At 63.0% G+C, this 12,840-nt stretch carries 12 protein-coding genes; 9 read left to right on the forward strand and 3 right to left on the reverse strand.

The genetic code is table 11. The features are described 5' to 3' along the window. Positions 1–16 precede the first annotated feature (16 nt). Entirely contained in the window at positions 17–640 is a 624-nt protein-coding gene (locus QF045_RS21710; RefSeq protein WP_306493965.1) for a TetR/AcrR family transcriptional regulator, read from the reverse strand. A 153-nt stretch (positions 641–793) separates the two neighbouring features. Here QF045_RS21710 and QF045_RS21715 point away from each other — a divergent pair, with 153 nt between their 5' ends. The 8 genes from QF045_RS21715 (at position 794) to QF045_RS21750 (ending at position 10,007) form a co-directional block, all read left to right on the forward strand. Further along, positions 794–2,572, forward strand: coding sequence for an acyclic terpene utilization AtuA family protein (locus QF045_RS21715; protein WP_306493966.1), 1,779 nt, complete (start codon positions 794–796; stop codon positions 2,570–2,572). Positions 2,573–2,584: 12 nt separating this feature from the next. After that, positions 2,585–3,457, forward strand: a complete 873-nt coding sequence (locus QF045_RS21720) for an SDR family oxidoreductase (RefSeq protein WP_306493967.1) — start codon at positions 2,585–2,587, stop codon at positions 3,455–3,457. Positions 3,458–3,460: 3 nt separating this feature from the next. Then, positions 3,461–5,077, forward strand: coding sequence for an acyl-CoA carboxylase subunit beta (locus QF045_RS21725; RefSeq protein ID WP_306493968.1), 1,617 nt, complete (start codon positions 3,461–3,463; stop codon positions 5,075–5,077). A gap of 16 nt (positions 5,078–5,093) precedes the next feature. After that, a complete protein-coding gene (atuD, locus tag QF045_RS21730; protein WP_306493969.1) occupies positions 5,094–6,251 on the forward strand; it encodes a citronellyl-CoA dehydrogenase in 1,158 nt (385 codons plus the stop codon). Further along, positions 6,248–7,009, forward strand: coding sequence for an enoyl-CoA hydratase/isomerase family protein (locus QF045_RS21735; RefSeq protein ID WP_306493970.1), 762 nt, complete (start codon positions 6,248–6,250; stop codon positions 7,007–7,009). Before atuD ends, QF045_RS21735 begins: the two co-directional genes overlap by 4 nt. Before the next feature lie 111 nt (positions 7,010–7,120). Beyond that, positions 7,121–9,043: an acetyl/propionyl/methylcrotonyl-CoA carboxylase subunit alpha gene (locus tag QF045_RS21740; RefSeq protein ID WP_306493971.1), complete on the forward strand. Its 1,923-nt coding sequence runs from the start codon at positions 7,121–7,123 to the stop codon at positions 9,041–9,043. A 73-nt stretch (positions 9,044–9,116) separates the two neighbouring features. Further along, positions 9,117–9,659, forward strand: a complete 543-nt coding sequence (locus tag QF045_RS21745; RefSeq protein WP_306493972.1) for an exonuclease domain-containing protein — start codon at positions 9,117–9,119, stop codon at positions 9,657–9,659. 63 nt (positions 9,660–9,722) lie between these two features. Further along, positions 9,723–10,007 carry a pyrimidine/purine nucleoside phosphorylase gene (locus tag QF045_RS21750; RefSeq protein WP_306493973.1) on the forward strand — a complete coding sequence of 95 codons (285 nt, stop codon included), beginning with the start codon at positions 9,723–9,725 and terminating at the stop codon, positions 10,005–10,007. A gap of 48 nt (positions 10,008–10,055) precedes the next feature. On the opposite strand, the gene QF045_RS21755 is transcribed toward QF045_RS21750, so the two are convergent. Together QF045_RS21755 and QF045_RS21760 are read right to left on the reverse strand one after the other, a co-directional pair. Continuing rightward, positions 10,056–10,859, reverse strand: a complete 804-nt coding sequence (locus tag QF045_RS21755; RefSeq protein ID WP_306493974.1) for an MOSC domain-containing protein — start codon at positions 10,857–10,859, stop codon at positions 10,056–10,058. A 40-nt stretch (positions 10,860–10,899) separates the two neighbouring features. After that, positions 10,900–11,835 carry a chemotaxis protein CheV gene (locus tag QF045_RS21760; RefSeq protein ID WP_306493975.1) on the reverse strand — a complete coding sequence of 312 codons (936 nt, stop codon included), beginning with the start codon at positions 11,833–11,835 and terminating at the stop codon, positions 10,900–10,902. Positions 11,836–12,385: 550 nt separating this feature from the next. Between QF045_RS21760 and QF045_RS21765 the strand changes: the two genes are divergently transcribed. Continuing rightward, entirely contained in the window at positions 12,386–12,835 is a 450-nt protein-coding gene (locus tag QF045_RS21765) for a hypothetical protein (RefSeq protein WP_306493976.1), read from the forward strand. Positions 12,836–12,840 lie beyond the last annotated feature (5 nt).

Below are 12,840 nucleotides of genomic sequence, written 5' to 3' on the forward strand. Positions count from 1 at the left end.
ATTAATAGCTTGCGCCTCAGTCCGCCTTGAGCACCATCAGCAGGGCCTCTTCGGCCAGTTGCTCGAGTGTGAGGCTGCCTTGGGTGCGGAACCAGGTGGTGGTCCAGGACAACGCGCCGGTCAGGAAGCGTCGGGTGATAAACACGTCGCCCCTGATGTAGCCGGCGGACTTGGCTTCAGCCAACACCTGCAGCCAGAGATCTTCATACACGTCACGCAAGGCCAGTACCTGGGCCTGACCTTCAGCGGACAGCGAACGCCATTCGTACACCAGCACCGCCATCGCCTCCCCGCTGCCCCCCATGATCGACTGCAATTCGCAGCGGATCAGCGCCAGCACGCGCTCGCGCACCGTGCTCGCCTCTTCCAGCGCAGCCCGCATCATCGCGGTGTTGTAGAGGATGGTTTCTTCCATCACCGCACGCAGGATCTCGTCCTTGCTCTTGAAGTGATGAAAGATGCTGCCCGACTGGATGCCCACCGCGCCGGCCAGGTCGCGCACGGTGGTGCGCTCGAAGCCCTTGTTGCGAAACAAGTGCGCCGCGGTTTGCAGCAACTTGCCCCGGGCACTCTCGGGGTCGGTCAATTGTCCACCGTCGACCATGGTGCGCATTACCCGCAGGGCCTGGGGGTCATCCATGCTGCTTTCCCTCATGTCTACTATCGTCTTGGGCGGCAATTTAGGCCGTGGTCGCCAACCAAGCAAGCGCTCGGGCAAAACTTGTGCACGGGGTTTACAAACCAAGCGCTTGCTTGGTAGCCTCGCCACCAGCCATTCGAGGAAGGATTTCTCATGAGCAAGACCGTTCGCATCGGCTGTGCCAGCGCCTTCTGGGGCGACACCTGCACCGCCGCCGCCCAATTGGTGCACGGCGGCGCCCTGGATTACCTGGTGTTCGACTACCTGGCCGAGGTCACGATGTCGATCCTGGCCGGGGCGCGCATCAAAGACCCCAAGGCCGGTTACGCCACCGATTTTGTCGAGGTGCTCACGCCGCTGCTGGCCGATATCCAGCGCCAGGGCATCCGGGTGATCAGCAATGCCGGCGGCATCAACCCCGAGGCGTGCGCGGCGGCCCTGCAGGCGGCCTGCGATAGCGCCGGGGTTGCCCTGAAAATCGCCGTCCTGCTCGGCGATGACCTGCATTCGCAACTCCAGCACCTGCCGGACGTCACCGACATGTTCAGCGGCGCTCCGCTGCCATCTGCGTGCGTGTCGGCCAATGCCTACCTCGGCGCGCCAGGCATCACCGCGGCGCTCGAGCTCGGCGCCGATATCGTCATCACCGGCCGGGTGGTCGACAGCGCCGTGGTCAGCGCGGCGCTGGTGCATGAGTTCGGCTGGTCGTGGCAAGACTATGACCACCTCGCCCAGGCCGCCCTGGCCGGGCACATCATCGAATGCGGCGCACAATGCACCGGCGGCAACTTCACCGATTGGCGCGACGTGCCGGACTATGAGCACATCGGTTTCCCCATCGTCGAAGTCAGCGCCGACGGCCAGTTCACCGTGAACAAGGTCGAAGGCAGCGGCGGGTTGATCAGTGAACTGAGCGTGGCCGAACAGCTGTTGTATGAGATTGGCGATCCCCGCGCCTACCGGTTGCCTGACGTGATCTGCGACTTCAGCCAGGTCAAGGTGCAGCAGCAAGGCAAACATTGCGTGCGCTTGCACGGCGCCAAGGGGCTGCCGCCGACCGATCAATACAAGGTCAGCGCCACTTACCTTGACGGTTTCCGCTGCACCGCCACGTGTCTGCTGGCCGGCATCGATGCGGTGGCCAAGGCCGACCGGGTCAGCCAGGCCATCATCCACAAGACCTCGGAACTGTTCAGCCAACATGGCTGGGCACCCTACACCGAGGTGAACATCGAATTGCTCGGCAGCGAAGCCACCTATGGTGGTCATGCCCAACGCCAAGACTGCCGGGAGGTGGTGATCAAGCTGGCGGTGCGCCACCCCAACAAGCAGGCACTCGTGCTGTTCGCCCGCGAAATCGCCCAGGCCGCCACCGGCATGGCGCCGGGGCTGACCGGGATCGTCGGCGGCAGGCCCACGGTGTATCCCCTGATCCGACTGTTTTCGTTCCTGATCGATAAACCTGCCTGCGCCGTGACCCTCGACTACCAGGGCGCACACCACGCCGTGGAACTCCCCACCCCACGGCCGCCGCTCACCCCTGCCGCGCCCCTCGAACCGCCCAAGCCCCAGGGCCGCGCCGACGCCAGCGTGCCCCTGGTGAAACTCGCGGTGGCGCGCTCTGGCGACAAGGGCAACCACAGCAATATCGGCGTGATTGCCCGCGCGCCCGAGTACCTGCCGTGGATCGCCGAAGTGCTCACCCCCGAAGTGATCGTCGACTGGATGAGCCATGTGCTCGACCCAGTGTACGGGCGTGTCGAGCGCTGGTATTTGCCCGGCAGCCACAGCCTTAACTTCCTGCTGGAAAACGCCCTGGGCGGCGGCGGCATCGCCAGCCTGCGCATCGACCCCCAAGGCAAGGCCTTCGCCCAGCAACTGCTGGAAATTCCCATCGCCGTGCCGCAACACATCGCCGATCAACTCACTTAAAGGACCGTCGCCGTGGCCTTCGACTCGATCTTCAAAGCCGACCTGTTCCAGGGGCAAAGCGTTATCGTTACCGGAGGCGGCAGCGGGATTGGCCGTTGCACCGCCCATGAGCTGGCGGCGCTGGGTGCGCACGTGATCCTGGTGGGGCGCAAGCCGGACAAGCTGGAAAAGGTCGCGGCGGAAATCGCCGAAGACGCTGGCAACGCCGATTGGCACGCCTGCGATATCCGTGATGAAGACGCGGTGAAGCAACTGGTCGCACAGATCGTTGCCGACCACGGCCCGATCCATGGCCTGGTCAATAACGCCGGTGGCCAGTACCCATCACCGCTGGCATCGATCAATCAGAAAGGCTTCGAAACCGTGCTGCGCACCAACCTGGTCGGCGGCTTCGTGATGGCGCGTGAAGTGTTCAACCAGTCGATGAGCACCCACGGTGGCGCCATCGTCAACATGCTCGCCGATATGTGGGGCGGCATGCCCGGCATGGGCCATTCGGGCGCGGCGCGTGCGGGGATGGACAACTTCACCAAGACTGCAGCGTTTGAATGGGGCTATGCCGGCGTGCGCGTCAACGCGGTGGCGCCGGGCTGGATCGCTTCCAGCGGCATGGACACCTACGAAGGCGCGTTCAAGGCGGTGATCCCCACCCTGCGCGAGCACGTGCCGCTCAAGCGGATCGGCACCGAGTCGGAAGTCAGCGCGGCCATCGTGTTCCTGCTCAGCCCCGCCGCCGCGTTTATCAGCGGCAGCACCTTGCGCATCGACGGCGCCGCCAGCCTGGGCAGCCGCGCCTGGCCGCTGCACAAAGCGCAAGCACCAAACGAAGGGTTCAACGGTTTTCACCGCGCCTACCTGCCCGATGTGCTCAAGGCGGAGCACTAGGCCATGCCCGTGATCGAGAGTCTGATCGACCCCCACAGCCCGCAATTCGCGCAAAACCGCGAAGCCATGCTGCACAGCCTTCAGCACGTGCGCCAGCTGGAACACACCCTGCTCGCCAAGGCCGAGCAAGCCCGGCCCAAGTTCGAGCAACGCGGCCAACTGCTGCCACGCGAACGCCTCAACCTGCTGCTCGACCCCGGCGCGCCGTTTCTGGAACTGGCCAGCCTGGCCGGCTACAAACTGCATGACGACAAGGACGGCAGCGCCGCCGGCGGCGGGCTGATCGCCGGCATCGGTTATGTCAGCGGCGTGCGCATGCTGGTGGTGGCCAATAACAGCGCGATCAAGGGCGGGACCATCTCCCCCTCCGGCCTGAAAAAATCCCTGCGCCTGCAACAGATCGCCATGGACAATAAACTGCCGGTGGTGACCCTCGCCGAAAGCGGCGGCGCCAACCTCAATTACGCTGCCGATATTTTCGTCGAAGGCGCGCGCAGTTTTGCCAACCAGGCGCGCATGTCGGCCATGGGCCTGCCGCAGATCACCGTGGTGCACGGCTCGGCCACCGCCGGTGGCGCGTATCAGCCGGGGCTTTCGGATTACGTGGTGGTGGTGCGCGGCAAGGCCAAGCTGTTCCTTGCCGGGCCGCCGCTGCTCAAGGCGGCCACCGGCGAAGTCGCCACCGATGAAGAACTGGGCGGCGCCCAGATGCACGCGCAAACCGCTGGCACCGCTGAATACCTGGCGCAGGACGATGCCGACGGCGTGCGCATCGTGCGTGAGATTGTCAGCCTGTTGCCCTGGAATGATCACCTGCCGCCAGCGCCGCAACGGGCCTACAGCGAGCCGCTGTATGCCGCTGAAGAGCTGCTGGGGCTGATCCCGGACGACCCGAAAAAACCCTACGACGTGCGTGAAATCCTCGCGCGCCTGGCCGACGGCTCGCGCTTTCTTGAGTTCAAGGGCGAGTTCGATGCGCACACGGTCTGCGGCCACCTGCATATTCACGGTTACGCCGTCGGCGTGATCGGCAATAACGGCCCGATCACCCCGAAAGGCGCGAGCAAGGCCGCGCAGTTCATCCAGCTGTGCGACCAGAGCCGCACGCCGCTGCTGTTCCTGCACAACACCACCGGTTTCATGGTGGGCACTGAGTCGGAGCAGCAAGGCGTGATCAAGCACGGCGCCAAGATGATCCAGGCGGTGGCCAATGCCCGCGTGGCCAAACTCACGATGGTGGTCGGCGGCTCCTACGGTGCCGGTAACTACGCGATGTGTGGTCGTGGCCTGGACCCGCGCTTCATCTTCGCCTGGCCCAACAGCCGCACGGCGGTGATGGGCGGCGCGCAGGCGGGCAAGGTGCTGCGCATCGTCACCGAGGCCAAGCAGTTGAAGGAGGGCCTGGTACCCGATCCCAAGGTGCTGGACATGCTGGAGCAGGTCACCGCGCAGAAGCTCGACAGCCAGTCCACCGCCCTCTACGGCACAGCCAACCTGTGGGATGACGGGTTGATCGATCCACGCGATACGCGAACTTTGCTCGGGTTTCTACTGGATATCTGTCATGAGGCCCAGGTGCGCTCATTGCAGCCCAACAGTTTTGGTGTGGCGCGGTTCTAACAGGAGAACGACAACCATGATCTTCACCCAGGAACATCAGGAACTGCGGCGCACCGTGCACGCCTTCGTCGAGCGCGAGATCAACCCCTATGTGGACGAGTGGGAAAAAGCCGGGCGCTTTCCCATCCATGAGATTTTCCGCAAGGCCGGCGACCTCGGCCTGCTGGGCATTTCCAAGCCGCAGCAGTTCGGCGGCATGGGCCTGGACTACAGCTACTCGATCGTCGCCGCCGAAGCGTTCGGCAGCATTCGCTGCGGCGGCATCCCCATGTCCATCGGTGTACAGACCGATATGTGCACCCCCGCCCTCGCCCGCTTCGGCTCGGATGAACTGCGCGAGGAGTTCCTGCGCCCGGCCATCAGCGGCGAGCAGGTCGGTTGCATCGGCGTGTCGGAAACCGGCGCCGGTTCCGACGTGGCCGGGCTCACGACCCATGCGCGCAAGGACGGCGACGACTACGTGATCAACGGCAGCAAAATGTGGATCACCAACTCGCCCAGCGCCGACTTTATCTGCCTGCTGGCCAACACCTCCGACGACAAGCCGCACATCAACAAATCGCTGATCATGGTGCCGATGAACACCCAGGGCATCAGCGTCAGCCCGCCCCTGGAAAAGCTCGGCATGCACAGTTCCGAAACCGCCCAGGTGTTCTTTGACGACGTGCGCGTGCCGCAGCGCAACCGCATCGGTCAGGAAGGCGCGGGCTTCATGATGCAGATGCTGCAGTTTCAGGAAGAACGCCTGTTCGGCGCGGCCAATATGATCAAGGGCCTGGAATACTGCATCGACAGCACCATCGACTATTGCCGGCAACGCCACACCTTTGGCAAGGCGCTGATCGACAACCAGGTGATTCACTTTCGCCTGGCCGAGTTGGCGACCGAAATCGAATGCCTGCGCGCGCTGGTGTACCAGGCCACCGAGCAATACATCAAAGGCCAGGACGTGACCCGCCTGGCGTCCATGGCCAAGCTCAAGGCCGGGCGCCTGGGCCGCGAGGTCAGCGACAGCTGCCTGCAATATTGGGGCGGCATGGGCTTCATGTGGGACAACCCGGTGGCCCGTGCCTATCGCGACGTACGCCTGGTGTCGATCGGCGGCGGCGCCGATGAAATCATGCTGGGCATCATCTGCAAACTGATGGGCACCCTGCCCGGGAAAAAGCCATGAACACCTTGCTGCTGGAGGCGCATAACGGTGTGCTGCACATCACCCTCAACCGCCCGCATTGCCGTAACGCAATGAGCCTTGAGATGGTCAACGAATTGCGCGCCGTGCTGGCGCAACTGGACAGCCAAGTGCGCGCCATCGTGATCAGCGGCGCGGGTGGGCACTTTTGCGCGGGGGCGGATGTGAAGGACCTGGTCACCGCCGGTGATCAACTGGCCGCGTTGAATCGGGCGTTTGGCAGCTTGCTGCAAGAAGTGGAGGCGGTTTCGCCGGTGGTGATCGTGGTGCTGCAAGGCGCCGTGCTGGGCGGCGGGTTTGGCCTGGCCTGTGTGAGTGACATTGCGATTGCACAAGGCACAGCGCAGTTCGGCTTGCCGGAGACCAGCCTGGGGTTGCTGCCCGCGCAGATTGCGCCGTTTGTGGTCAAGCGCATCGGCTTGACCCAGGCGCGTCGGCTGGCGCTGACGGCGGCGCGGTTTGATGGGGTTGAAGCGGGCCGGTTGGGGGTGGTGCATTTTGTCGAGCACGACGGGCAGGCGTTGGCCGAGCGCCTGGATGAGGTGCTGGGGCAAGTGCTGCGCTGCGCGCCCGGCGCCAATGCGCGCACCAAGGCGCTGTTATTGGCCAGTGTGGAGCAGCCACTGGAGCCGCTGCTGGACCAGGCCGCGCAGTGGTTTGCCGAAGCGGTGGTGAGTGAAGAAGGGATTGAGGGGACGCAGGCTTTTGTGCAGAAGCGCAAGCCTGGGTGGTGCAAATGACGCCATCGGGAGCAAGTTCCCTCCCACAGGTGGGACGCATTTCAAAATGTGGGAGGGGGCTTGCCCCCGATGAAGCCAGCCCAGACACCCCATCAGCCAAGGGATAAACCAATGCCCGCCTTCACCAAGATCCTGATCGCCAACCGCGGCGAAATTGCCTGCCGTATCCAACGCACGGCCCAGGCATTGGGCTACCGCACCGTGGCCATCTACAGCGACGCCGACGCCCATTCCCTGCACGTCGCAATGGCCGACGAAGCCGTCAATATCGGCCCCGCCCCCGTTCACGCGTCCTACCTTGATAGCCAGGCGATCCTCGATGCCGCTCACCGCACGGGGGCCGACGCGATTCACCCCGGTTACGGTTTCCTCTCGGAAAACCCTGCGTTCGCCACGGCCTGCCTGAAGGCGGGCATTACCTTCATCGGCCCCAGCCCCGAGGCCATCGAACTGATGGGCAGCAAGCGCCTGTCCAAACTCGCCATGCTCCAGGCTGGCGTTCCCTGCATCGCGGGCTATCAAGGCAGCGCCCAGGACGACGCGACCCTGCACCACGAAGCCCAGCGCATCGGTTACCCGCTGATGATCAAGGCCAGCGCGGGGGGCGGCGGCCGCGGCATGCGCCTGGTGCAGCACCAGGACCAACTGCTGGAGCACCTGCGCGCGGCGCGCTCCGAAGCGCTGAACGCTTTCGGCAGCGACGAACTGATCCTCGAACAGGCGCTGATCAATCCACGCCATGTGGAAATCCAGCTGTTCGGCGACCAGCATGGCCAGCTGATTTACCTGGGCGAACGCGATTGTTCGCTGCAGCGCCGCCATCAGAAAGTCATCGAGGAAGCGCCCTGCCCGGTCATGACCGACGCACTGCGCCACGCCATGGGCGACGCCGCGCTCAAGGCGGGTCGCGCGGTGAATTACGTCGGCGCTGGCACGGTGGAATTCCTGCTCGACGGCAATGGCCAGTTCTACTTCCTGGAAATGAACACACGCCTGCAAGTCGAACACCCGGTGACCGAACTGATCACCGGCGTAGACCTGGTCGACTGGCAACTGCAGATCGCCGCCGGCCAGCCATTGCCGTTGACCCAAGCCGAGGTGACGCTCAGCGGCCACGCCATGGAAGTGCGTCTGTACGCCGAAGACCCGGCCAACGACTTTCTGCCGCAAACCGGCGCGGTGCTGCGCTGGGAGCCGGCGCCGGGTATTCGCATCGACCATGGCCTGCGCGAGGGCGACACCATCAGCCCGTTCTACGACGCGATGCAGGGCAAGCTCATCGCCCATGGTGCCACCCGCGAAGAGGCTCGGCGCAAGTTGCTGCGGGCAGTGCAAGATACGGTGTTGTTCGGTGTTGCCACCAATCAACGCTTGTTGGCCGACCTGCTCAGGCACCCGGGCTTCGTCAGCGGTGATTTCGGTACCGGTTTTATCGCCGAGCACTTCAACCACATTCCCCGCCCGCCGGCATCCGCTGAGGAACTCGCCGTGGCCGCCGCGCTGTTCTACCAGCACAGCGCCAACGCCCATCGCCACGGCCTCGCAGGTTGGCGCAACAACGCCACGGTGCCCTGGGCCTGCCGCCTGGAGGTCAACGATGTGGTTCACTCGGCCAGCGTCGGCGTGATTGCCCACGACCACTTGCACGTCAACGGGATCGACATTCAGCACCTCGGCAGCGACGGGCGCTGGGCGACTCTGGTGCTCAACGGTATCCGCCGGCGCGTCGCCTATCACCTCGACGGCAACCAGTTGTGGCTACCGGGCCTGCGGGTCATCAACGGCACCCAGCCCATCGCCAACCACCAGGCTGATGCCGGCAGCGGCACGCTGAAGGCGCCGATGGCGGGGGCGGTTGTCGAGGTGCGGGTGCGCGTCGGCGAAAACGTCAGCAAAGGCCAACTGCTGGTGGTGCTCGAAGCGATGAAAATGGAGCACCCGCTGAAGGCCGGTATCGACGGCATTATCAAAGGTGTGCAGGTGGTGGCCGGCGATCAGGTGCGCAATCGTCAGGTTTTGCTGGAGATCGAATAAGCCCCTGGGCGGAACTACAAGGCCCGGCTACGCTCTATCCCCATCAGGACAGGAACAGTACGGGAACCTGCGCATGCCTCATTGGCTGATTATTGACCTTGAAGCCACAACGGATGACGGCGGCTGGCCCGTGACGGAGATGGAAGTCATCGAAATCGGTGCGAGCCTGGTCAACCGCCAGGGCCGCGAGCTGGATCACTTCCAGCGCTTCGTGCGACCGCTGCGGCGGCCACTGCTGACGCCGTTTTGCCGCAAATTGACCCACATCACCCAGGCCAATATTGACGCGGCAGCGCCCATCACCGAGGTGTGGCCGCTGTTCGAGCGCTGGCTGGGCCAGCATCAACCACGCCTGGAAGGCTGGGCCAGCTGGGGAGATTACGATCGCGTGCAGCTCGAGCTGGAATGGCAACGCCATGGCCTGGCCAGTGCGCTCGGCCAGACGCCCCATGTCAACCTCAAGCAACGTTTCGCCAAGGCCCGACGCCTGGACAAGCCGCTGGGGCTCAATAGCGCGCTGCAATTGGCGGGGATGCAGTTCAATGGCCAGCAGCATCGAGCCCTGGAGGATGCGCGCAACACGGCACGCCTGCTGCCACTGACTTTGCCGGTCTAGGCAGCTCCCCTGCCCTTGGGCATACTGGCTGACCTTTCCAGACCCTTTTCCGAGGATTCACCCATGTTCAAAGTCAATGAATACTTCGACGGCACCGTCAAGTCGATCGCTTTCGGCACCGCGGAAGGTCCGGCGACCATCGGCGTGATGGCCCCGGGTGAATACGAGTTCGGCACCGACCAGCGTGAAATCATGCACGTGGTCTCCGGCGCGCTGGTCGTCAAGCTGCCAGACAGCAGCGGCTGGGAAACCTTCGCCGCCGGCAGCCAGTTCAACGTACCGGCCAACAGCAAGTTCCAGTTGAAGGTCGCCGTAGACACCGCTTACCTGTGCGAATACCGCGGCTAAGCGTCACGTGGCAGAAAAAATGCCCGTCTCTTGCGAGACGGGCATTTTTCATTCCAGCACGGTCACCGGCATGCCGACTTCCAATCGCCCTACCCCATCGTTGACCAGGTTCTGGCCGAACATCGCGCCCTTTTCGGTGCCGCGGTAGGCCTGCAAGGTCGCGAACGGCTCGCGGTCCGGGCTGCGCTCGCCGGTCTGCGGGTCGACGGTGGTGAGGACGCAACGTGAACAGGGCTTGACCACCCGGAACTCCACATCGCCGATGCGCAGGCGTTTCCAGCCATCCTCAGCGAAGGCCTCGCCGCCTTCGATCACCAGGTTGGGACGAAAGCGCAACATCTCCATCGGCCGGCCGATCTGCGCGCACAGATCCTCCAGGGAAGCCTGGCCGATCAGCAGCAGGGGGTAACCGTCGGCGAACCCGACCTTGTCGTCATCCAGGCCATAGCCGGCTTCGGTTGTGCGCGCGCGGTCGATCGGCATGTGCACCAGGCGGGTGGGCTTGCCGATAAAGGCGCTGACCCAGGCCGCTGCGGCATCGCCCGCGTCCGGCACGCGCAGGCTGTCGTGCCAGAGGGTGACACCGCGCAACGCGTCGGTGCCGGGCAAGGCCACGTCCAACGTCGGATAACCGGGCGAGCTGAGGGTCAGGCCGCCCGCCGTATTCCACAGTGCCGTCAGCTGGCTCATTTTGGCCACGGCGCGTTGCGTCAGGAAACGCCCGCTGGCTTCGTCCACCAGCATCCAGCGTCGATCCCCCTCCAGCCCGAGCTTATCCAGGCCAATCTGCTGCAAGGCTTGAGCCTTGCCGGATTTCAAGGGGTAACGGTACAGCGCGCTGAGACGGAGCATGAGCCTGCGTTCCTAGGAAACAAAGTGTCATAGACTAAAGTCAGGCGGACACTTCGTCCAGCATCAGTCGTTGACGCACCACATCCACCAGCTTGTCCGGCTGGAATTTGGAGAGGAAATTATCGCAGCCGACCTTCTTCACCATCGACTCGTTGAAGCTGCCCGACAGCGAGGTGTGCAGCACCACGTAGAGACCACGCAGACGCGGGTCGTTGCGAATTTCGGTGGTGAGGCGGTAGCCGTCCATCTCGGGCATTTCGGCGTCGGTGAAAATCATCAGCAGCTTGTCGGTCATCACCTGGCCGCTGTCGGCCCAGGCCTTGAGCATATTCAGCGCCTTGAGGCCGTCACTGGCGATGTGCATTTTCACGCCCAACTGGCCCAGGGTGTCACGCAACTGCGACAGCGCCACGTTGGAGTCGTCCACCAGCAGCACTTCGCGGCCACGGGCGCGTTCCAGCACTGGGTCTTCGAGTTTTTCACGGGAAACCTTGGCGTTATAGGGCACGATTTCAGCGAGGACTTTTTCCACATCGATGATTTCCACCAACTGGTCCTCGACCTTGCTGATGGCGGTGAGGTAGTGCTGGCGCCCGGCGCTGGCCGGCGGCGGCAGGATGGCTTCCCAATTCATGTTGACGATGCGGTCGACGCCGCCCACCAGGAACGCCTGTACCGAGCGGTTGTACTCGGTGACGATAATCGTGCTGTTAGGCCCCGGCACCAGCGGGCGCATGCCGATGGCCTGGGACAAGTCGATCACCGGCAAGGTCTGGCCGCGCAGGTTGACCACGCCGCAGACAAAGGGATGGCGCTGGGGCATCAGGGTCAACTTGGGCAATTGCAGTACTTCCTGCACCTTGAACACGTTGATCGCAAACAGCTGCCGCCCAAACAGACGGAACATGAGGATCTCCAGGCGATTCTCACCCACCAATTGCGTGCGTTGATCTACCGTGTCGAGAATGCCGGCCATTAAAAGCTCCTGATGTGCACGTTGGTTTCGCGCTGAGAGGGTGTGCAGTTCATATAGGCAAGTTATCGGCGGCAAGCGCCAGACCTTGACCCCAGTAAAATGCCATGTAAAACCATTGATGTCACACTGACATCATGCTTTACTGATTCAGCGCTCTCACAGCGCTTGAAACGACTTCGCCCGACACTCCAATCGTCGCGCGGTTCCCCCGCATAGGGGATTCCCCTATACGCAATCAGGCCCGACCTGATATTCGCGATATCTAATAGCCATTAATGTGACGCCATTCTCATTGCATGAATGGAGTCAGGCTTTTGTTTGCCATCCCAAGCCCTAGGTCCGCAGGCCTTCCAGGCACTCTCGTATCGGCAACTGAAGTCGTGTCATCCCACTCAACTGGGGCTACACGCGACTTTCGTGGGCATTTCAATAAACGTCCTACAGGAATATCGGAAGCAGCCTACAAGCCTCAATTATATTTCAGCGCTAGTTTTAAGCCTCTCACCCGGTGCGACAACTCATCACCCGAGCTTAAGTTGTGGAGACTTGCATGATGAACAGCGCGAAAGAATGGCAAACGGCACTTCCCGAATTTCTGATGGAAGCCGAAATGCTACTGATCAAGTCGCAAGAATGCTTGAGTCATCTGCATTTGATCCGTAATGACAGCGACGCCATCGACTGCATGAAGAGCAGCCTCGCCAAACTGGCTGAAAAGGCCGACAGCCTGGCGCTGCAGGCAATCAGCGAATTCTCGAGGCACCTTCAACACCTGATCGCCAATGCCCAGAGCCCCATGCAATTGCATGACGACGCGCTGGATGCCTTGCATAACTGCCTGACACTGCTGGCCTGGCAATTGGAACTGATTGACGCACGCACCGGCGAACTGGGCCTGGATGAAACTGAGCAAACTTCGCTGATTGCGACGGTCACCCTGCAAATTCCGCAAAAGGACTTCGGGCATAAGCCGCAGCAGCGTTTGCATCATGCGTCCTGAGTTAG

It is taken from the genome of Pseudomonas sp. W4I3 (assembly GCF_030816195.1).
Lineage (GTDB): Bacteria > Pseudomonadota > Gammaproteobacteria > Pseudomonadales > Pseudomonadaceae > Aquipseudomonas.

Coding starts and splice junctions, on each gene's coding strand:
- QF045_RS21710 (WP_306493965.1), bottom strand. CDS start 640: ATGGATGACCCCCAGGCCCTGCGGGTAATGCGCACCATGGTCGACGGT.
- QF045_RS21715 (WP_306493966.1), top strand. CDS start 794: ATGAGCAAGACCGTTCGCATCGGCTGTGCCAGCGCCTTCTGGGGCGAC.
- QF045_RS21725 (WP_306493968.1), top strand. CDS start 3,461: ATGCCCGTGATCGAGAGTCTGATCGACCCCCACAGCCCGCAATTCGCG.
- atuD (WP_306493969.1), top strand. CDS start 5,094: ATGATCTTCACCCAGGAACATCAGGAACTGCGGCGCACCGTGCACGCC.
- QF045_RS21735 (WP_306493970.1), top strand. CDS start 6,248: ATGAACACCTTGCTGCTGGAGGCGCATAACGGTGTGCTGCACATCACC.
- QF045_RS21740 (WP_306493971.1), top strand. CDS start 7,121: ATGCCCGCCTTCACCAAGATCCTGATCGCCAACCGCGGCGAAATTGCC.
- QF045_RS21745 (WP_306493972.1), top strand. CDS start 9,117: ATGCCTCATTGGCTGATTATTGACCTTGAAGCCACAACGGATGACGGC.
- QF045_RS21750 (WP_306493973.1), top strand. CDS start 9,723: ATGTTCAAAGTCAATGAATACTTCGACGGCACCGTCAAGTCGATCGCT.
- QF045_RS21755 (WP_306493974.1), bottom strand. CDS start 10,859: ATGCTCCGTCTCAGCGCGCTGTACCGTTACCCCTTGAAATCCGGCAAG.
- QF045_RS21760 (WP_306493975.1), bottom strand. CDS start 11,835: ATGGCCGGCATTCTCGACACGGTAGATCAACGCACGCAATTGGTGGGT.
- QF045_RS21765 (WP_306493976.1), top strand. CDS start 12,386: ATGATGAACAGCGCGAAAGAATGGCAAACGGCACTTCCCGAATTTCTG.